Annotated in this window: 19 protein-coding genes and 1 pseudogene; 11 read left to right on the forward strand and 9 right to left on the reverse strand. The window is 73.0% G+C overall.

Features of this window, described 5'->3' with window-relative positions; genetic code table 11:
* Window positions 1-23: 23 nt before the first annotated feature.
* Entirely contained in the window at window positions 24-1,181 is a 1,158-nt protein-coding gene (locus PV410_RS22190) for a glycosyltransferase (RefSeq protein WP_500327032.1), read from the reverse strand.
* Between the two features lie 194 nt (window positions 1,182-1,375).
* Here PV410_RS22190 and PV410_RS22195 point away from each other — a divergent pair, with 194 nt between their 5' ends.
* Together PV410_RS22195 and PV410_RS22200 are read left to right on the forward strand one after the other, a co-directional pair.
* Window positions 1,376-1,762 (forward strand): hypothetical protein, encoded by a 387-nt coding sequence (locus tag PV410_RS22195; RefSeq protein WP_500327034.1) that lies wholly within the window; start codon window positions 1,376-1,378, stop codon window positions 1,760-1,762.
* Window positions 1,729-1,947 carry a hypothetical protein gene (locus PV410_RS22200; RefSeq protein ID WP_500327036.1) on the forward strand — a complete coding sequence of 73 codons (219 nt, stop codon included), beginning with the start codon at window positions 1,729-1,731 and terminating at the stop codon, window positions 1,945-1,947. Before PV410_RS22195 ends, PV410_RS22200 begins: the two co-directional genes overlap by 34 nt.
* A 265-nt stretch (window positions 1,948-2,212) precedes the next feature.
* Here the strand turns inward: PV410_RS22200 and PV410_RS22205 are convergent, their stop codons facing one another.
* Window positions 2,213-2,431: a hypothetical protein gene (locus PV410_RS22205; RefSeq protein ID WP_500327038.1), complete on the reverse strand. Its 219-nt coding sequence runs from the start codon at window positions 2,429-2,431 to the stop codon at window positions 2,213-2,215.
* A gap of 53 nt (window positions 2,432-2,484) precedes the next feature.
* The gene (locus PV410_RS22210; RefSeq protein WP_500327039.1) at window positions 2,485-2,790 is read right to left on the reverse strand and encodes a hypothetical protein; all 306 of its coding nucleotides are present in this window, start codon (window positions 2,788-2,790) and stop codon (window positions 2,485-2,487) included.
* A 558-nt stretch (window positions 2,791-3,348) separates the two neighbouring features.
* Here PV410_RS22210 and PV410_RS22215 point away from each other — a divergent pair.
* A complete protein-coding gene (locus tag PV410_RS22215) occupies window positions 3,349-5,001 on the forward strand; it encodes an alpha-keto acid decarboxylase family protein (RefSeq protein WP_500327040.1) in 1,653 nt (550 codons plus the stop codon).
* 150 nt (window positions 5,002-5,151) lie between these two features.
* Complete coding sequence (locus tag PV410_RS22220) at window positions 5,152-5,784, forward strand: DUF6193 family natural product biosynthesis protein (RefSeq protein ID WP_500327042.1); 633 nt, start codon at window positions 5,152-5,154, stop codon at window positions 5,782-5,784.
* 39 nt (window positions 5,785-5,823) lie between these two features.
* On the opposite strand, the gene PV410_RS22225 is transcribed toward PV410_RS22220, so the two are convergent.
* From PV410_RS22225 to PV410_RS22235, 3 genes are all read right to left on the reverse strand, one after another.
* On the reverse strand, window positions 5,824-7,341 hold the full coding sequence (locus tag PV410_RS22225) for a GMC family oxidoreductase (protein WP_500327043.1): 1,518 nt from the start codon (window positions 7,339-7,341) through the stop codon (window positions 5,824-5,826).
* 55 nt (window positions 7,342-7,396) lie between these two features.
* Entirely contained in the window at window positions 7,397-8,878 is a 1,482-nt protein-coding gene (locus PV410_RS22230) for an aldehyde dehydrogenase family protein (RefSeq protein WP_500327044.1), read from the reverse strand.
* Window positions 8,879-9,280: 402 nt separating this feature from the next.
* Window positions 9,281-9,724 (reverse strand): ATP-binding protein, encoded by a 444-nt coding sequence (locus PV410_RS22235; protein WP_500327045.1) that lies wholly within the window; start codon window positions 9,722-9,724, stop codon window positions 9,281-9,283.
* A 232-nt stretch (window positions 9,725-9,956) separates the two neighbouring features.
* Here PV410_RS22235 and PV410_RS22240 point away from each other — a divergent pair, with 232 nt between their 5' ends.
* The 3 genes from PV410_RS22240 to PV410_RS22250 all read left to right on the forward strand — a co-directional run bounded on the left by PV410_RS22240 (window position 9,957) and on the right by PV410_RS22250 (window position 12,310).
* Window positions 9,957-10,223, forward strand: a complete 267-nt coding sequence (locus PV410_RS22240; RefSeq protein WP_500327191.1) for a WhiB family transcriptional regulator — start codon at window positions 9,957-9,959, stop codon at window positions 10,221-10,223.
* Between the two features lie 322 nt (window positions 10,224-10,545).
* Window positions 10,546-11,271: a sigma factor-like helix-turn-helix DNA-binding protein gene (locus tag PV410_RS22245; protein WP_500327046.1), complete on the forward strand. Its 726-nt coding sequence runs from the start codon at window positions 10,546-10,548 to the stop codon at window positions 11,269-11,271.
* Window positions 11,272-11,392: 121 nt separating this feature from the next.
* A complete protein-coding gene (locus tag PV410_RS22250; protein WP_500327048.1) occupies window positions 11,393-12,310 on the forward strand; it encodes a DUF6891 domain-containing protein in 918 nt (305 codons plus the stop codon).
* Between the two features lie 185 nt (window positions 12,311-12,495).
* On the opposite strand, the pseudogene PV410_RS22255 reads toward PV410_RS22250, so the two are convergent.
* Both PV410_RS22255 and PV410_RS22260 read right to left on the reverse strand, forming a co-directional pair.
* Window positions 12,496-12,719, reverse strand: a pseudogene (locus PV410_RS22255) (cytochrome bc1 complex cytochrome b subunit); the annotation flags it as partial.
* Between the two features lie 182 nt (window positions 12,720-12,901).
* The gene (locus tag PV410_RS22260; RefSeq protein WP_500327049.1) at window positions 12,902-13,648 is read right to left on the reverse strand and encodes a phosphotransferase family protein; all 747 of its coding nucleotides are present in this window, start codon (window positions 13,646-13,648) and stop codon (window positions 12,902-12,904) included.
* A gap of 320 nt (window positions 13,649-13,968) precedes the next feature.
* Between PV410_RS22260 and PV410_RS22265 the strand changes: the two genes are divergently transcribed.
* On the forward strand, window positions 13,969-14,820 hold the full coding sequence (locus PV410_RS22265) for an NmrA/HSCARG family protein (protein ID WP_500327051.1): 852 nt from the start codon (window positions 13,969-13,971) through the stop codon (window positions 14,818-14,820).
* 37 nt (window positions 14,821-14,857) lie between these two features.
* On the opposite strand, the gene PV410_RS22270 is transcribed toward PV410_RS22265, so the two are convergent.
* On the reverse strand, window positions 14,858-15,607 hold the full coding sequence (locus PV410_RS22270; protein ID WP_500327052.1) for a hypothetical protein: 750 nt from the start codon (window positions 15,605-15,607) through the stop codon (window positions 14,858-14,860).
* 435 nt (window positions 15,608-16,042) lie between these two features.
* On the opposite strand from PV410_RS22270, the gene PV410_RS22275 reads away from it, so the two are divergent.
* From PV410_RS22275 to PV410_RS22285, 3 genes are read left to right on the forward strand one after another with little or no spacing between them, the layout of a single operon-like run.
* The gene (locus tag PV410_RS22275) at window positions 16,043-17,746 is read left to right on the forward strand and encodes a bifunctional phosphatase PAP2/diacylglycerol kinase family protein (RefSeq protein WP_500327054.1); all 1,704 of its coding nucleotides are present in this window, start codon (window positions 16,043-16,045) and stop codon (window positions 17,744-17,746) included.
* 42 nt (window positions 17,747-17,788) lie between these two features.
* On the forward strand, window positions 17,789-18,742 hold the full coding sequence (locus PV410_RS22280; RefSeq protein WP_500327056.1) for a YihY/virulence factor BrkB family protein: 954 nt from the start codon (window positions 17,789-17,791) through the stop codon (window positions 18,740-18,742).
* 28 nt (window positions 18,743-18,770) lie between these two features.
* Window positions 18,771-19,544 carry a phosphatase PAP2 family protein gene (locus PV410_RS22285; protein ID WP_500327058.1) on the forward strand — a complete coding sequence of 258 codons (774 nt, stop codon included), beginning with the start codon at window positions 18,771-18,773 and terminating at the stop codon, window positions 19,542-19,544.
* The last annotated feature ends 223 nt before the right edge of the window (window positions 19,545-19,767 follow it).

Consider the following 19,767-nt stretch of genomic DNA (forward strand, 5'->3'; position numbering starts at 1 on the left):
GACGGGCCCTCTCGCGCTGCGCGCTATGCCGCGGCGGCGGCGGTGAGGCGCTCGGCGACCTCCGAGGCCGAGGGCATCGCGGCGATCTCGTCACGCAGGCGCTCCGCCGCCGCGGTGAACGCGGGCTCGGCGAGCACACGGCTGACAGCGGCGGTGACCGCTTCCGGCCCCTGCTCGCCGATCGGCATCGCCACGCCCGCTCCCGCGGCCTGGAGCCGGAACGCCTGACGCTGCTGTCCGGCCGCTCCCGGGACGACGACGGCCGGGATCCCGCGCGCCGCCGCCCCGAACGTGTTGCCGGAACCGCCGTGGTGCACGACGACCGACACGCCGTCCAGCAACTCCGCGGCCGGCACGAAGGACACCAGCTCGACCCTGCCCGGCTCCAGCCCGAGGTCGTCGACCGGGGCGCCTCCCGTCGTGGCGACGAGGTCGACGTCCAGGACGCTCAGCGACCGGAGCAGCGGACCGAGTGCGGAGGCCCTGCCGGAGACGGTGCTGAGGCTGACGAGCACCCGGGGCCGGCCGGTACCGGGGACCCTGGCCGCGCGCGGCGTGCCCTCGGGGCCCTGGTGGGGCTCCGGCCGCAGCGCCATCCGTTCGAGGGGCGGCAGAGCCCCGCCGCGCTGCAGGCCGGGCGGGCAGAGGTCCACCAGCCAGCGGCCGGACGGCGCGTGGGCCGGGGCCTGCAGACCGCGGTCGAGGTAACGGGACCGCGCCGTCGCGGCCAGGGCGTCCAGGACCTCGGGCTCGAGCGCCGGGTCGATGCCCATCACCGCGGACGGCACCTTGAGCACGGCGGCGACCAGCGGCCCCACGAAGTCGCAGTGCTCCGACACGACCAGGTCCGGCTCCCACGTGCGCGCCTCCGCGAGGGCCTCGTCCACGGAGAGGTCGACGCGTACCCCGGCGAAGAACTCGGCGACCAGCGCCGGCGAAGGATTCGACGCCATGTCGACACCGCTGCGGCGGGACACTTCGGCGATCGCCACGTCGACGGCCGGACCGGCGGGGATCAGCTCAAAACCCTGCGCCTCGACCGGGCCGGCCATGGCGGCGGCGGAGACGAAGGCAACGGTGTGCCCTTGCGCGCGCAACGCCCGGGCGAGCGGCAGCAGGGGCAGGAAGTGGCCGGTCAGGGGGGTGTTGAACATGAGGATGCGCATGGGTATCGAGATCACCTGTGTGCTTGTGCCACCTGCGTGGCCGCGGTGGGCGGACCGTCGTCGCGGTGCGACTCCCCGGGCCGGCGTGCTGCCCAGGACCCGGAAATGATTGTCGGCGCAAGTATATGGGGGCTACTTGCCGAAGCAAGCAGGGGCCCCCGGGTCGCTCGTGGACACCGCTTGTCAGACGGGCCCGTCATGATCGGCACATGATCGAAGCCGACGACCCGGCCGATGACCTGGCCGACGACCTGGTGGTGCGCGCGGCGGCGAAGGCCGGGGCCACCACCGGGACCTTGCCCGCGCCCGCCCGGGCCGCGCAGGTGGCGGAGGCCGAAGCCCTTCTGGGCTTCGCGATACCGCCGTTGCTCGCCCGCCTCTACACGGAGGTGGCCAACGGCGGCTTCGGGCCCGGGTACGAGCTGTTCCCGCTGGTCGGGCAGGGGTGCAGCGCGGTGGCCGCGTACCAGGCCCGGCGGGCGGAGTCACAGGCCGCGCCTCCCCGCACTGGCCCGAGGGCGTACTGCCGATCCTCGACTGGGGCTGCGGCATGTACGGCGCGGTGGACTGCCGGAGCGCGAGCGGCACCGTCCTGATCTTCGAGCCGAACGCCGACACCGGTGACTGGTCGGACGGCTGGTTCGTCGACGAGCGGAGCCTGGCCGACTGGCTCGGGACCTGGCTCGCCGGCGGCGGCTGGTACCGGCTGGACGGCCACAGCGACGACGAGCTCCCGGAACCCGGCAGGTGGGAGGAGGCGGCCACGCGGCTCGCCGCCTGAGGGCACGCCGCGGGGGCGCGGTTCTGTCCCGTGTCTCCGCGGTCGTGGTCGGCCGGTGCCGGGGCGGTCGGGTCAGTAGCGGGCGCCGACGGGGCGGTACGGCGTCGAGGCTCGGCGACATCACTCTGGGCCACCAGCCGATGCAACCGGACGGCACCCCTGGTCACCGTCTGGTCACCCACTGCGCCGAGGAAGGGAGCCCCGACCACGACACGACGGTCCTCCTCGACATGATCGGCACCCGGCGGGACCCCGCGACCGCGGGTCAGGGCATCGGCCTGCCGGCCTCGCCCCGTCGGCGGGACATCCCGCGGTGGACCGTCCAGCAGCTCACCAGGACCAGCAACGCCCCGGCGACGGGCCATCCGATGGACCCGCCGTCGCGGTACTCCCGTACGCCGGTGAAGAGCAGGAGCCCTGACGGGATCAGTACCGCCCAGTCGATTGCCCTGCCCCATCTCCTGAGGGCCGTCTCGTCGATCATGCGCGGATCATACGGTCGACGCGTGCGTCCGGCGGAGCCGGATCCGGATCCGCCTACTGCTCGATGAGGCGAAGGGCCCCGATGATCGCGAGCGTCGGGCCGGCGATCGTGAGGACCGAGCCGACGATCTTCGTCTTGATGCGCGAGGCCGTGCGTGTGGCCGAGGTCGGTGCGGGCACCCATCCGTAGGCGTCATGGGCGTCCTGCTGTGATTGCTCGTCGTACGCCACCCAGAAGCGGGTGTGCCGGATTCCGAGCAGGCCGAACACGGTCATCCCCAGGCCCATGAGCAGCATGAAGACGGCCTCACCGCGGGGTGACATGGGCGCACCCGCGAGGACTGCTGCGAACTCGTGCACGGTGGCTCCTCGAGCGGCGTCGGGTTCGGGCGGCTGCGCGCTGCACGGGGCAGGGGTGCGGTGCTACCTCGTGCGGAGGCGTTGCCGCAACTGGCGGGTCTTCTCCACGGTCGCCACGGCCGGCATCAGCGTGCCCACCGTCGTGGCGGAGTCGATCAGGTCCTCAGGACCTCCGAGGAGGTGGGCCAGGCCCCATCCGGCGAGGGACAGCGCCGGCCATAGGACGAGACGGTGACGGCGAGCCGGCGCCGGAACGGGGTGGTGTCGGCCATGGGGTCGAGGGTATCGGCCGATCCGCAGGCCGGACCGCGTGTTCGACCGGGCCCCTGCGATCCGTTCGCGCAGCTCGTGCCCCGGATGGCTCCGGTTGCGGGCTGTGGGGGATGCGGACAGCATGTTGCGGGGGCGAAAAGCCCCGCTCGCTTCACCTGTGGCACTGGCGGTGGCCGTTCCCGTGGTGCCCGCCGCACTCCGCGCCGCCCGGCGAGGCCGGCACCGACTCCACCGGAGACCGGCGCCCTGGGGCGGTGGTGCCGTCACCAGGAAAGGAACCTCCCCATGTCCACCACCGTCATCCAGCACGTCCTGAACCGGCTGCGGGACATCGGCGTGCGTCATGTCTTCGGCGTCCCGGGCGACTACGCCTTCCCCGTCAACGACGCCATCTCCCAGCACCCGGACATCCAGTGGATCGGCAGCTGCAACGAGCTCAACGCGGGGTACAGCGCCGACGGCTACGCCCGCGTGCACGGTGTGGGCGCGGTGAGCACCACCTACGGGGTCGGCGAACTCAGCGCGATCAACGCCATCGCCGGTGCGTACACCGACCACCTGCCCGTGTTCCACCTGGTCGGCATGCCCAAGATGCCCGTGCAGGCGCACCACTCGGTCGTCCACCACACCCTGGGCAACGGTGAGTTCGACCTCTTCCTGAAGATGTCCGATGCCGTGGTGTGCGCGAGCGCGATCATGACGCCGCAGAACGTCGCGTCCGAGACCGAGCGGCTCATCGCGGCGGCGGCCTACCACCGCCGCCCGGTCTACATGGCGTTCCCCGCCGACCTGGCGGAGATGCCCGTGGTCGGATCGGCCCAGCCGATCCCCGCACCCGCCAGCGATCCCGCGCAACTGGACGCCGCCGTGCGGGCCGTCGCCGACATGCTCGGCCGGGCCGAGAGCGCCTGTGCCCTGCCCGGGGTGCTCGCCGCCCGTTCCGGCCTCGGACCGGAACTGCAGCGGTTCCTGGACGCCACCGGGATGCCCTTCGCCACGATGATGGCCGACAAGGGCGTCCTGAACGAGGAACAGTCCGGCTACTGCGGCATGTACGACGGCAAGCTCATGAACGAGGGCGTCCGCCGCTTCGTCGAGAGCAGCGACGTCGTCGTGCTGGTCGGTGCGCTGATGCACGACTTCAACAGCGGCGCGTTCACCGCCGACCTCGACCCCGGTCGCACGATCGACATCCGCCACCACCACGTGAGCGTCGACGGCATGACCTACCAGAGCGTGGAGATGAAGGACCTGCTCGTCGCGCTCACCGAGAAGCTGCCGCGCAAGCAGTGGCCGCACCTCGAGGCCCGGGTGACCCGCATGGCCCCGGCAGGAGGCAGCGGCGGCGACTCCATCACCGCCGAGAACCTCTACCCCCGCTGGGAGGACTTCCTCAAGCCGGACGACATCCTGGTCGCCGAGACCGGAACGGTCTCCATGGGCCTGGCGTTCGCCCAGCTGCCCAGCGGTGCCACCTTCCACAACCAGACCCTGTGGGGCTCGATCGGCTGGGCCACGCCCGCCGCCGTCGGCGCGGCCGTCGCGGCCCAGGACGGCCGGCGCGTCGTCCTCATCACCGGCGAGGGCTCGCACCAGCTCACGGCGCAGGAGATCAGCCAGTTCGGGCGGTACGGGCTGCGCCCGGTGGTGTTCGTGCTGAACAACCACGGCTACCTGATCGAGCGTCTGCTGTGCAAGCACCCGGACATCGCCTACAACGACCTCGCCAACTGGCGCTACGCCGAACTGCCGAAGGCCCTGGGCTGCGAGGACTGGTTCACCGCCCGCGTCTCGACCCTCGCCGAGCTCGACCAGGCCATGGACGCGGCGGCGAAGGCCGGCACCGGCTGCTACATCGAGGTCATGACCGACACCTACACCGCTCCGCCGCTGGCCAACCAGCTCCACGACAACATCGAGAGCCTCTACGCCGGCTGACCGGCCGTCAACCGGCGGGCGGCTGCGGCAGAATCAGAAGTCGTGGCCCAGCAACGTGATCCAGCCCATCTCTTTCCCGACATCGCGAGTCGGGGCGGTCTCGCCCAGGCACTGCGAGCCGTGGCGGAGGAGGAAGGTTTCTCCCTCCCCGTGACCGCCCCGTCCGCGGACGCGTTGACCCACGCCGCCGTCGAGAGCAGGTTGCCGCACCGGGGTGCCCTGCGGATCAACGCGTCGGAGTTCGCGCGGGAGTGGTGGATCCGTGGCGGAGAGGCGTCGCAGGGCGTACCGCTGATCTGGGGACGCGCCGCGGAGTTGGGGCAACTCGCGAGGGCCGCGCGGGCGTGGCACGAGGGCGGGTCATTGAGCGACATCCGCCGGGTCGCGCCCTTCGTGCTCATGACCGGCCGGTTCGAGGTGCCCGACGGCGATCCCGTCCGGCTGGCCGAGTCCGAGTGGCAGGGCCTGCGCAAGGAGGCGGGGGAAGTGGCCGTGCCCGGCTACCGGGCGCTGGTCGAAAGGGCGTACGCCGAACCGGCTCTGAGGGGTCTGTACCCCTTCCGGGACAGGTGGGTGCTGTACTTCTCGACCACCACCCGCCCGGACCTGACCGTCACCGGGCCGTGCCTGCGCGCCGATGACGTCGACCGGTTCACGGTCCGCGGAGCCTTCGCCGACCGGGACGTCCTCACCGAGACCGCCACCGCGCGGGAGGCGGTGGCGGTCGCCGTCCGGCATCTGCCGAGCGGACTCGGCCCCGTCACGTCCGGGGCGCCCCGGTAGCCACCCGCCGGCGCCGTCAGGACCTATCCGGACCACCGCTCAGGACCGCAGCAGCTCGGCGGCGCGTTCCGCGATCGCGTAGACGGTGGCGTTGGTGTTCGCGGAGGGGATCGAGGGGATGACGGAGGCGTCGGCGACCCGCAGGCCGTCGACGCCGCGCACACGCAGGGCGGGGTCGACGACGGAGCCGTCGTCGTGGCCCATCCGGCAGGTGCCGACGGGGTGCATGTACGAGCACAGGGTCCTGAGCGCGTGGTCCCGCAGGCCGGCGTCGTCCGTGACCTGGGGCCCCGGCAGGACCTCGTGCCCGCGCCACTCGGCGAGCGCGTCCGCCTGACCGATCTCCCGCGCCAGGTGAAGCCCCCGGACCACGGCGGCCAGGTCCCGCTCGTCGCCGTAGTAGTCGGGGTCGACGAGCGGCAGGACGTCCGGGTCGGCGCTCGCGAGGCGGACGCTCCCGCGGCTGTGGGGCCGTATCGAGGAGACGGAGATGGTGTAACCCTGCCCCGCGGCGGGCGCGTCGGGGACGGGGATGTGACCCGCCGCGTCGACGAAGAGCACCTGGAGGTCCGGGCCGTCGAGCCCGGGCCCGCTGCGCACCAGGCCGTACGCCTCGCCGTGGTTGTTGGCGCCCTCCGGGACCGGACGGGCCGCCCGGTAGATGAGGTTGGCGATCGGGTGGTCGTGCAGGTTCTCCCCGACGGCCGGGAGGTCCACCACGACGTCGATGCCGGTACGGCGCAGGTGCCCCTCGGGGCCGACTCCGGAGAGCATCAGCAGTTGCGCCGATCCGATGGCGCCCGCGGTGAGGACCACCTCGCCCGAGCACCGCACGAGCGATACGGTGCCGTCCCTGGCGCCGTACTCCACCCCGCTGCACCGCCCGCCGCCGATGTGCAGCCGGAGCACCTGGGTACCGGTCACCACGGTCAGGTCGGGACGGTGCAGGACGGGGGCCAGGTAGGCGTCGGCGGCGCTCTGCCGCCTGCCGTCGACGACGTTCAGGTCGGACCAGCCGAATCCCTCCTCCGCTCCGCCGCCGATGTCGGTCGCGCGCCGGTGACCGGTCTCGGCCGCCGCCTCGAGCATGGCCGCCACGACCGGGTTCGGGGACTCGGGGAGCCCGACGGTCAGGGGGCCGCCGACCCCGCGCAGGGCCGGATCCCGTCCGGAGAGGTTCTCGCTGCGCTTGAAGTAGGGCAGCAGCCCGTCGAACCCCCAGCCCTCCAGGCCGGCTTCCGCCCAGGCGTCGTAGCTGGAGCGGTGGCCGCGGAGGAAGTTCATCGCGTTGATGGCGGATCCGCCGCCGAGCGTGCGCCCGCGGGCGAGGGGGACGGTGGTGCCGCTCGCCCGCTGCCGGACGGTGGTGTCCCCCCAGTTCGCCGACGTCCGCAGCAGGGCCGGCCAGGCCGGGGGCGAGGTCATGTCGGCCGAGGTCTGCGCCGTGCCCGCCTCGAGCAGCAGGACGCGTACGCCCTCGGGCTCGGACAGCCGTGCCGCGATCACGCAGCCGGCCGTCCCGCCGCCGACGACGACGTAGTCGTAGCTGTCGGTCATCGATGTCCCGTCCGTTCCTCGTGAGTCGATCGTGTGCCGTGCCCAGAGGGGCAGGTCATTCGGCGATGGGGTAGCGCGGCGGCCGCGAGCCTTCGATGGTGATCCACTGGAGTTCGGTGAACTCCTCCAGGCCGGCGCGCCCGCCGGACTTGCCGTAGCCGCTGTTCTTGACGCCGCCGAAGGGCATCTGCGCCTCGTCGTCGAGCGTGCTGCCGTTGATGTGGCACATGCCGGCGTTGATGCGCTTGGCGAGGTCGAGGGCGAGGGGGATGTCCCGGGTGAAGACGGCCGAGGTGAGCCCGTAGTCGTTGTCGTTGGCCACGCGCAGGGCCTCCTCGGGTCCGTCGACGGAGATGACGCCGACGACGGGGCCGAAGGACTCCTCGCGGTAGACGCGCATGTCCGGGGTGACGTCGGCCAGTACGGTGGGCGCGAAGCACGGACCGTCCGAGGTCCCGCCGGCCAGGAGCCGTGCGCCGGCCGTGACCGCGTCCAGGACCAGGTCGGACAGCCGATCGATGCTGTCCGGTCCGACGACCGGGCCGAGCGCGGTGTGCGGGTCGCGCGGGTCACCGCAGGTGACGGTGGCGGCGACGGCGGCCAGGCGCCGGGTGAACTCCTCGGCGATCCTGCGGTCGACCAGGATGCGTTCCGTGGACAGGCACGCCTGGCCCGAGTTGGCGAAGGCGCCGAAGGCCGTGGCGCTGATCGCCCGGTCGAGGTCGGCGTCGGCGAGGACCAGGACGGGCGCCTTGCCGCCGAGTTCGAGGATCGCCTGCTTCATGTGCGCGGCGGCCCGCTGCGCGATGATCCGGCCCACCCGGCTCGAACCGGTGAAGTGCACCCGCCGTACGGCCGGGTGGGCGATCAGCGCGTCGACCACCTCGGGGCCGTCCTCGGGCGCGTTGGTGACGAGGTTGTACACCCCATGGGGCAGCCCGGCCTCGGTGAGGCACTCGGCGACCAGGCCGTGGGTGCGCGGGGTCTGCTCGGACGCCTTCATCACGACGGTGTTGCCCACGGCCAGCGCGTACGGGACCGAGTTGCCGACGAGCAGCGCCGGGGCGTTCCACGGGATGATGCAGGCGACCACGCCGACCGGTTTGCGGATCGCGATGGAGGTGCGGCCGGGTGTCTCGGAGGGGATGAGCTCGCCGGTGAGGCCGTCGTGGACCGCGCTCGCGGCGTAGCGGAACTTCTCGGCGAGAGCCGAGGTGTTGTAGTGGCCCCATGGGGCGGGGCCGCCCATCTCGACGGTGATCGCCTCGGAGATCTCCTCGGCTCGCGCTTCGAGTGCCTCGGCGGCCGCCCACAGGATGCGGCGGCGTTCGTTGGGCGGCAGCGCCGCCCAGGCGGGGAAGGCACGGTCGGCGGCATCGGCCGCCCGCAGGACGTCCGCCGAGAGGGCGGCTGCGGCCTGGGAGGCGATGTCGCCGGTGAACGGGTCGCGTGCGGTGAAGGTGTGCGTGCTGGCGGCCTGTTGCCAGACGCCGTCGATCAGCAGTTGCTGCACGGTGTTCTCGCCGGTGAGGGTCACGGGTGGTTCTCCTGCTGTGCGGAGGCGCGGTGCTTCGTGCGCAGCACGGCGCGTGGAGGTGGCGCTGGGACCGGTGGTGCCAGAGCGAAGGGTGATGCCGATCGGACGGGCCTGCTGGATGCGGGGCCCGTCAGCGACGCACGGGGTGGCGTCGTGCACGTCGGCGGTGTCGCCGAGGGTTTCCGGTGGCGTGGGGCGTGTGTCGTGCTCCGGCTCGCGGAGCGGGAGTTGGCGACCGCCCGCCACCGGCCTCGGCGCATGCGCGGCGGGCTCCGAGGACGCCTCACGTGCCGGTGGGGCGTCGGAGGCGGTGGCCTCCGCAGCGTCCGGAGTCCCCCGGCCGGTGCTATTGAAGGATGTCCGTGCAGCGTAGCGCTGATAAGCCGCAAGGTGCAATAGGTGCTAACATTTATGTATAAATCGGACGCGGATGACGTCGCGCCCTTGATCACGGCGAAGAACCCGCCCCCGGCGGCAGTTGCTGGTCGACCCAGACGAGCTTGCCTTCCGGAAGGTGGCGGGCCCCCAGGCGCGGGACAACTGCGCGACGAGGAAGAGCCCGCGGCCGTGTTCGTCGGTGGCGGTGGGGCGGTGCAGCAGCGGGTGACTGTGGCTGGAGTCCGAGACCTCGCAGGTCAGGACTGCGTGCCGGATCAGGCGCAGCCCGATCGTCCGGTCGTTGTCGCAGCCTCCGCCGCCGTGGACGACGGCGTTGGTGACCAGCTCGCTGACGATCGGCTCCGTGGACTCGGCCAGGTCGTCCAGCCCCCAGCGGGCCAGTTGGCGGGTGACGAGCGCCCGGGCACGGCTGACGACGGCCGCGGCGCCCGGGGGCCCGTACGTCACATTCCGGCGGCCTGTGTCGTCGTACCTCTGTGGAGGCGCACGCCTTCACGGGATGTGCGGATCGCGACCATAGGCTGTGTCTATCGACGCCTTCCGATATCCGTCTTGGACGTCACGGCGCGCTCGTCCATAGCATCCAGACATGGCACTTACCGTCCGGTCGGGGCCGGGCCCTGGGCCGCGGAACGGCCGCGAACGGTGGGCTGACATGACCACCTATGAGGAGGCTTCCATGAACTGGCGCGACGCCGCCGCCTGCAGCGGGGAGGATCCGGAACTCTTCTTCCCGATCAGCGGCAGCGGCCTGGGCATGGCGCAGATCGACGAGGCCAAGGCAGTGTGCCGGCGGTGCCCCGTCATCGCCCGGTGCCTGGAGTGGGCGGTGGAAACCGGCCCCATGGAAGGCATCTGGGGCGGCACCACGGAGAGCGAACGGCGTGCGATGCGGCACCGCGCCACCCGTGAGCGACTCAGAGGGGCGAGCGGAACCGCCGCCTGAGCCGCCCCACGCGACGGCTCGCCGGTTTCCGTCACCGCCTGCACGAGGGAAGCACGACACTCATGGAGGCCCTGCGCCGCCGCACAGGGGTCTCCTCGGCCAGAGGAACTCATGCTCATGCGGGGCAAGGCCGCGGGGCGACCGGGCACCCTTCCGAACCCGGCGCTGAAGGACCGGCCCATGCTGATGGCGTTGGCCTTCAGGATGCTCGGATCGACGCACGACGCCGAGGACGCCGTCCAGGAGACCTACGCCCGCTGGTACGCGATGTCCCCCTCGGCCCGCGCCGGCATCAGGTTCCCCCACGGCCTGGCTGGTCCGCGTGGCCGGCCGGATCTGCCTGGACCACCTCGGCTCCGCCCGCGTCCGCAGGGAGAGGTACACGGGCGAGTGGCTGCCCGAACCGCTGCCGGACAGCTCGGCGTGGAGCAGCGTACGGACGTCCGCGCACATGGACGACCCCGCTGACCGGGTCGCCCTGGACGACTCCGTCACCATGGGGATGCTCGTCCTGCTCGAGGCCCTCACGCCGGCGCAACGCGTGAGCTTCGTCCTGCACGACGTCTTCAAGGTGTCCTTCGTCGAGATCGCCGCCATCGTCGGCCGCAGCGCAGAGAGTTGCCGCGCGCTGGCCGTGGCGGGCCGCAGCGGCATCACCTCCGCGCGCAGGCACGAGGCGGATCAGCAGGAGTACCGGCGGCTGGTCCGCGAGTTCAAGCGGGCGTGCCAGACCGGCGAACTCGACCGCCTGATCGCCCTGCTGGACCCGCAGGTCACCACGCGGGCGGACAGCGGAGGACGGGTCCGTGCCGCTCTCAAGCCCATCCACGGAGCGGACAGGACCGCCCGCTACCTCATCGGCGCGTCCCGTAAGGAGGGCCGTCTGGCCACGGCCCTCATGACCCTGGAGAACGCCGGTCACCGCCCTGCACTGGTCTGCCGGGTGGACGGAGCGGTGGTCGCCGTCGTCACCCTGCACGTTGCCGGATCGCGGATCACCGACGTGTGGATCACGCTGAACCCGGACAAGCTGGCCGCCTGGGTCTAGGGCCTGTCGTCACACCTCGGTCAACGCCCACCCGGGATCAGGGCTGGTCGGCTCCCGGGAGGTCGGCGGTCAGAGGGGTGTGTCAGAGGGGTGTGTCAGAGGGGTGTGTCAGAGTCTGCGCATGCTCGAGATCGTGGTGAAGACGGAGAACCGGGAGCGGCACGTCCGTGTGTCCGCCGAGGAGCTGGCTGGGCTGGTCCGGCACATCGGTGGTGACGGTGACCGGTTCCTGGTGGTCCAGCGGATACCCGACCTGCCTGACGTCTTCGCCCAGGTCTGGCACGAGGCCGGTGGTGACTACACGCTGGAGCACCGGGACGGTGCCGCCGACCGGCACTTCCAGGCGATGGCCGACGGGCCCGAAGCCGTGGTCGCGGCGATGACCGGCTGGGCCCGCCAGGAGGCCGGCTGGGACGGTGGTCTGGGCTGGTCGCTCCTGGACATGGGCCCCGTCCCCGAAGTACCGCCGCTCGACCTCGACGAAAACGAGCGCGTGGAGTTGGAGGAGCGCGTCCGCGAGGTGCTGGTCGGCGGCTACGCTTCCCGCGCCGAACTGGCCGAGCTTGCCGAGGAGTACCTGGTCACCAAGGACCGTCGGCCCGTCTCGCGCGAGCAGGCGGAGGCGCTGGCCGACCGGTTGTGGCTGGAGCGGGTCGCGGAGCAGACCGCATGGCAGGGCGAGACCGACCCTGAGCGACTCACCCGCGCGTTCGCCGCCCTGCAGGAGGCCGGCATCACCGCCCGTGAGAACTTCACCTGCTGCCGCACCTGCGGCCAGTCCGAGATCGGCGACGAAGGCAGGCCGGACGCCCGCGGCTTCGTCTACTTCCACACCCAGTGCACGGACTCCGCCGCGGCCGGCCACGGGCTGATGCTCCTCTACGGGGGTTTCGACGGCTCGCCCGAGACCACTGCAGCCATCGGCCACGAGGTCGTGGCCGCCCTCGAAGCGGCCGGCCTTCACGCCGTGTGGGACCGTGACCCCGACCGGGCCATCACCGTCACGCCCCTGGACTGGCGCCGCCGCCTGGTCGGTTAGGGACCGGCGTCAAGGATCACACCCACATCAGGTGTGAGCCGAGGGTGACAGCCGCCCGATATCCCCCGGCTTCGCCGGTCAGTGCTCGATGCCGTGCCGCATCTCCTCCTCGGTGGGCTTGGCCACCTGTGACGCGGGCCCGTAGAAGGCGTGCGACAGGCGCAGCCGCAGGCGTTCGCGGCGGGTCCCAGGCAGATGCGTTTGGTGACGACGAGGGAGACCACCGGGACGACGAACACCGCGACGCGGACGGCCCAGGTGACCGCGTTGATGGAGAGGTGGAAGCGGGTCGCGAACAGGTCGTTGCCGCCGCCCGCCAGCAGGCAGAAGTAGAGGCTCAGCCAGCGACGCCGAGCCCCGTGCGCACCTCGTCGGCCGGGTGGACGGCGTGACGGCGGCGGTCGTCGGTATCGACCTCACCGAGGAGGGCCGCATCGGCCGGATCTGGCTCATGATGCACCCGGACAAGCTGCACGCGTGGCGCAACAGGGACGGCGGATGACGACTCCTGGTGGAAGGAGGTTTCCGGACCTCCGGGAATGGCGGCGTGTCAGTTCCAAGTGGTCAGCGAACAGCCGGGCCCGCGCAGCCTCACATCCGGGATCTCAGCACGTCGACCTCGCAGCCCGGCGCGAACGGGTCGAAGCCGTGCTCGATCAGCCAGCGAACCACCAGCAGGCTTCGCAACGACCACCACGCGTGGATCACGTCGAGGTCGACGTCGGTGCCGTAGCCCGCGACGACGTCGTCGAGGTGCTCCTCGTGTCCGAGCGTGAAGGTGGCGAGGTCGTACAAGGCGTCACCCTGACCCGCCTCGGACCAGTCGATGATGCCCGTGACCTCGTCGCCTTCGAGGAAGACGTGCGCGATCTGCAGGTCGCCGTGCGTGAACGCCGGAGTCCACGGCCGGAGCGCGGCCTCGGCGACCCGGCGGTTGCGGGTGACCAGGTCAGCGGGCAGGAGGCCGTTCGTCACGAGCAGCTCGCACTCGCCGTCGAGTTCCGCCGCCAGTGCGACGAGGCTCCGGCCCGCCCCGCCGGGCCGGGGCGGCAGCGGCGCGTCGTGCAGCTTCCGGATGGCGGCGCCCGCCGCGGCCCACGCCGCCGGTGGCCCGGTCGACGGCCCGCCGAGGCGCCCAAGCGTCGTCCCCGGGACTGCGGCGATCGCGAGCACGGGCGGCTTGCGCCACAGGACCTCCGGGGTCGGGACCGGCGCGAGGGACATCGCCTCGACCTCGACGTCGATGCGCGCCTGATCGGCGTCCACCTTCAGGAACACGTCGCCGACGCGCAGGGTCGCGCGCTCGGAATGGGCGACGACGACTTCCACCTCATCCATGGGCGACCAGTATCCCGGGGGTGATCGCCGACGTCGCCGGGTTTGTCGCGTGCGATGACGCGGCCGGCGGCGTCCCGACACCGATCCGGGGTGTCACACATGCACCAGGTGATGGGTCATGGGGACGAAGGAAGTTCGTGACCACGGAGAACGGCCGTGGAAAGGCCATGCCGGGCGCCCGTTGTTCGCACACGTCCCGGCGTGAAGTTCACCCCGCGGAGGGGCCCGATGTGTCCGTGTTGCCGCGCATGTGCATGCGCCGTGGCCGGATACTGCGCATTGGCGTTCATGCCCTGCGGCCATGAAGAAGGAGTTTCCCGATGGTTGATGAGCCGATCCTGGTGCTTGCCGCAACCGGCGGACAGGGCAGGGCCGTGACCGACGCGTTGCTGGACCGCGGGGCCAGGGTGCGGGCGATGGTGCGGGATCCCGCGCGGGAGGCCGCGCGGCGGCTGGCCGATCGAGGCGTCACCGTGGTGGCGGGCTCCCTGAACGACGGCGCTTCCCTTGCCGCGGCGATGGACGGGGTGGCGGGGGTCTTCGCGTTCACCACGCCCTTCGAGGCCGGCGTGGACGCCGAGGTGGCCCAGGGACGGGCCATCCTGACCGCCGCCGGCGCGACGCGCGTACCGCATCTGGTGTTCAGTTCGGTGGCCGGTGCCGACCAGGGGAGCGGCGTACCGCACTTCGACAGCAAGGCCCGCATCGAAGCCGAGCTGGCCTCCGGCGATGTGCCCCACACGATCCTGGGGCCGACGTACTTCTACGACAACGCCCTCGGCGGCGCGGAGCGCATCCGCGGCGGCGTGCTCGACCTGCCGCTGCCCGCCGACAGGCCGCTGCAGCAGCTCGCACGGGCCGACCATGGCGCGTTCGCGGCCGAGGTGCTGCTCAACCCCGCGCCCTACCTGGGGCGGCGTATCGAACTGGCCAGCGACGCACCCACGCCCGCGCAGATGGCGGACGCCCTGCGCGCGGCCCTGGGGCGGGACGTCCGGCACGAGCGCGTACCGCTGGAGGCCATCGGCAACCCGGACATGCACGCGATGTGGACCTTCCTCAACGGCCCCGGCTACCGCGTCGACGTCCCCGCGCTCCACGCGGCACATCCGGAGATCGCCTGGACCGGCTTCGCCGAATGGGCGCAGGCCGCCTTCGCCCCCGCCCACTGAGCCCGGGCGCACGGCCAGGCCACGACGCCCCAGCCGGTCACACGTCCGGTAGGAGGAGCCAGACTTCGGAGAGGGCGAGACCGTGCTCGTGGGTCGTCACCCCGCACGGGCAGCCCAGCCGGATCAGGCGCCAGTCGCAGGTCACCGTCCACGGGCCGTCCCGGCCTCCGCACGCCGGGCAGCCGACGGTCTCGGCCGTCCACACCCCGGCGGCGGGTCTGCCGTGACGCCGGAAGCGGCCCGCGTACCGGACCTGCCAGGGCCGGACCGGTGGTGTGTGCGGGGCGGTCCCGGGCGGGCCCGCCGAGGCCAGCGCGGCGAACAGTTCGGTCAGTTCGGGGAGCAGTGCCTCGCCCGCGTCGGTCGCCGGCCGGGTCCGTCCGCCTGCCGTCCCCGCAGGGGACCCGTATCCGGGCGCGGCCGCTGCCACTGGTGGGTTCGGGGTGGCGTACCACGGCAGGAAGGCCCGGGCGACGGCGGCGAGGAGAGCGGCCGCGCGCGGGCTGACGGCGCCTGCGTCGAGGTGGTGGAGGGCGGTGCGCAGGACCCGTTGGAGCCGCCGGTCCCGGTCCGTGGCGCGGGTCCGGGCGGTCGCCTGCCGCCGGGCCGGGAGCGGCGCCGCAAGACGGTCCAGGACCGCCGCGGCCGCTGCGGAGTCCGCGGGGGCGGGCCGCCACTCCCCGGCCGCAAGGAGCCGCCGTGCCTGCCCGGCCTCACGGGCCAGGGCGCGAGTCGACAGCGGCCACGGACCGCAAGTTGCCTCGTGAACCTCGTCCCCGCGCGGCACGGCCTCATCTCCGCCTTCCCTCGTTCCCGCCGCTGACGCGACGTGGGTCCTTCCCTATCCGTACGCGCTGGACGTGTCCAGCTCCGTCGTCCAGTCCGGAACACGCCGGGGCGCATCCCAGTCGTCCTCCGGCCGATCGCCCGGGGCCGCCCCGTACGGCCGGTCCCGGGCGATAGCGTCCTTCCGCTACAGCCCCCGGCCCCCGGCCGCCGCCTTGCCGCTGAGGCTCTCCAGGTCGCTCCTGCGGACCCGGATCAACAGCAGTGCGACCAGCAGCACGACGGCCGCCATGGCGATGATGACGTGGTACGGGAGGTGCGCCGGGCGCTGATGGGTGATCGGCTCGTCCGCGGCCCGGCTTCGGAAGTGCCCTGATCCGGGCCCTCGATGTCGTCGGTCACGCGTCACCTGGGCCAGACGGGTAAGACGGCAGCCATGAGGATCGCTGGCGGCGCAGTCCCGCCACGGCTGCGGTGGTTGCTGCTGCTGCCCGCGCAGTGGGGGCTGCTGGTGGCGCTCGGAGCGCTGGTGACCGGCCCCCTGGCGGACCGGTGGCCGCTGTCGGGGGAGGACGGCGTCGTCCGGTCCCTGTCCGCGCACCGTACCGGCGCGGGCGTCACCGTGGCGCAGGGGCTGTCACTGGTCGCGGGTACCCAGGGCGTGATCGCCGTGACGCTGCTGTGCGCGGTGGCGCTGCTCGTACTGCCGCGCACCGCGCGGCGGGCCGAGGCGTACTTCCTGCCCGGCGCGGTGGCGGCGCAGTCGGCGGTCTTCGTCCTCGTCACCATGTGCGTGGAACGGCCCCGCCCGGACGTCCCGCACCTGGAGCTCGCACCGCCGACCTCGAGCTTCCCCTCCGGGCACGCGGGGGCCGCACTCGCCCTGTACGGGGGCCTGGCCGTGCTCGCGGCGCGCGGGCCGCGCCGTCCGTGGCGGCTTCCGTCGGTCGTCCTGCTGCTGTGCGTCCCGGCCGCGGTGGCGGTGTCGCGGCTGTACGCGGGCATGCACCACCCCAGTGACGTCATCGGAGGTCTCCTCAACGGCGCCTGCACCCTGTTCGTGATGACCCGCGCCCTGCCGCCGGCCGGCGGACGGCAGGGCCGGACGCCCGGCCCCCGCTCCCGTGGTGGCGGCGGACGCCGGGCCGTCGTCGTCCGGCACCCGCATGCCTGCCCCGGCGAACTGGCCGACGAGGTGCGTGCCGTCCTGGACCGCCACGGCTACACCGACCAGCGGTGGACCCTCACCACGGCGGAGCGCCCCGGCGGGGAACTCGCGGCACTGGCCGCGGTACCCGGCACCACGCTGGTCGTCGTGTGCGGCGGTGACGGCACCGTACGCGCCTGCGCCGGGCCCTTGCTGGGCACGGACACCGCCATGGCCATCGTGCCCTGCGGCACCGGCAACCTGCTGGCCCGCAACCTCCACCTGCCCATGGACCCGGCCGTGGCCCTGGAGCAGGCACTGACCGGGCGGACCACCCGCATCGACGTGGGGCGGGTGCACGGCGACGGGCTGCCCACGACCTGCTTCACCGTCATGGCGGGCGCCGGCTTCGACGCCGCCATGGTCCGTGACGCCTCCGTCCGGCTCAAGGCGCGCCTGGGCTGGAGCGCCTACGTCCTGTCTGGGGTCGGCCATCTCACCGACCCGCGCATGCACCTGGCGATCCGTCTGGACGGCGGCCCGGAACTGCCGCGCAGGGCGCGGATGGTCCTCATCGGCAACGTCGGCGTCCTCCAGGGCGGCCTGCCGCTGCTGCCCCGGGCACGCCCCGACAGCGGATGCCTGGACCTCGTGCTGCTCAACCCCCGTGGCCTGACCGGATGGGCGGCCGCCGCGGGGCACCTGGCGGTACGCATGTTGCCGCACCGCCCGGGGCGCCGCGGCGGCGGCACCGCGACCGGCGCGCCCGTGGCCCGCGGGGCGCTGGAGTACTTCCAGGCCCGGCGGATCGACATCGGCTTCGCCCCGTCCCAGGCACGGGAACTCGACGGGGACGTCGTCGCCGACGGCACCCGGATCACCGCCGAGGTCCAGCCGGGGGCGCTCGCCGTCCGCCTCCCCGCCCCCACTACTGCACCCGCCACCGAGCGTGCCCCGCGGCACGACGACCGAGCCGTCACCCCCGGCGGCTGAGACCCCCGCCGCCACCCCGCGGCCGTACCGGTCAGGAGAACGATGGGCACCGCCACCCGCGTCCCGCAACGACGCGACGTCCAGGGCGACGAGCTGTCCGGCGACGAGGCCTGGGCCGCGCTGCGCCGGTACGGCGGCTGGAGCCTGCTGCGCGACTCCTTCGTGCGGTTCCGCTACGCCGACGGCTTCAGCCACTCCCGCGCGCTGGCCCTGCAGACGGTCCTGTCGATCGTCCCCTTCGCCATCGCCGTGATCGGCCTGTCGAGCGTCCTGCACACCGACGACATCGGCCGCGTCGCCGAACTGACCGTCCGCCGGATCGCCAGCGGACCCAGCCAGGAGGTCATCGACGACGCCCTGCGGCAGAGCCACCGGCAGGGCGACGGCGGCGGGCAGGCGGCCCTGTGGCTGGGGCTGCTGTTCTCCGTCGTCAACGTCACCACCGGCCTGTGCCAGGTCGAACGCGGCGCCAACCGCATCTACGGCGTGGAGCGCGACCGCCCGTTCCTGTACAAGTACAGCCGCGGCCTGGTGATGGCCGTGCTGGCGGGCATGCCGCTGGGCCTCAGCTTCGTCCTCACCGTCCTGGGAGGCCATCTGACGCGGGCCCTGGCGCAGGTTTACCACCTGGACGCCGCCACCACGCACGCCTGGGACCTCCTGCGCTGGCCGCTCGGGATACTCCTCGCGGTGCTCGCCACCAGCGCGATCTTCCGCCGTTCACCCCGCCGTGCCCAGCCCGGCTACACATGGCTCGCCTTCGGCGCGACGGTGTACCTGGTGCTGTGGAGCGCGTCGACCTGGGCCCTGAGCCTGTACGTCGGGGCGAGCGGATCCTTCACGAGCATGTACGGGCCGCTCAGCGCCTTCGTCGCGCTGCTGCCGTGGTCCTATCTCACCTCGGTCGCGCTCTTCCTCGGCCTGGCGTTCGCCGCGCAACTGGAGGCGGTGCGCGCCGGGGTCCGGCAACCCGCCGCCGACGACCCGGGCGTGTGACACCCGACCGGCGAAGGAGGCCCCGCCCATGCGCAACCCGTACCACTTCACGCACCTGGGACCCGACGCACGTCTGGGCGCCCGGCTGCCGGCCGCGGCGGCCGCCACAGCCGTCATGGCGGTGCCCTTCGCCCTCGCCGTACTGCTGGTGGAATCCGGATGGCCCCCGCTGCGCCGCCTGGACCAGGGCGCCGCCGACCATCTGCACCGCGCCGCCCTGCAGCACCCGGGCCTGGTGCGCGTGCTCCGCGTCCTCACCGACGTCGTCTGGGACCCGGCGACGCTGCGCGCGCTGGTCGCCGTACTGGTGGTGTGGCTGCTGACCCGCCGGGCCTGGCGCCTGGCGGCCTGGGCCGCCGTCACCGCGGTCGCCGGAGCCACGACGGGGCTGCTCGCCAAGAACACCGTCGAACGCGCCCGCCCCCACCTGCCGGACCCGGTCGCCCACGCCCCCGGCTTCTCCTTCCCGTCCGGCCACGCCATGACGGCCACCACCTCCTGCGCCGTCCTGCTGCTCGCCCTGCTCCCCCTGGTGCCCAAGGCGTGGCGCCCGCTGCCGTGGGCCCTCGCCGGGATCACGGTGCTCGGCGTCGGCTGCACCCGGGTGGCCCTGGGCGTCCACTGGGTCAGCGACGTCCTGGGCGGCTGGCTGCTGGGCCTGGTCGTGGTCACCGCCACCACCCTCGTCTTCGAGACCTGGCGCGCCGAGACCGGACGTCCCCGCACCGCCCCCTCGCAGGGCCTGGAGCCGGAACTGACCGGGGGCGCCCCCGAATCACCACGCGACGCCTGGCGGCCCTGAGGCCCCGGCCAGCCCGACGAGCCGCCGAGCCAGTCGGCCAGGAGGGGGACGACCAGCTCGGGCGCCTCGACCTGGGGGAAGTGCCCCACCGCGGGCGCGTCGTCGAGAACGGTCAGCTTGGAGCGGGGGACGAACTCCGCGATGCGCGGGATCACATGGGCCCCGCTGATGGGGTCCGCCGGGCCCCAGATGAACTGCTGCTCGTCCTCACACGTGCGCAGCA

The sequence above is a fragment of the Streptomyces sp. PA03-5A genome (genome assembly GCF_033792725.1).
In the GTDB taxonomy this organism is placed as follows: Bacteria; Actinomycetota; Actinomycetes; order Streptomycetales; family Streptomycetaceae; genus Actinacidiphila.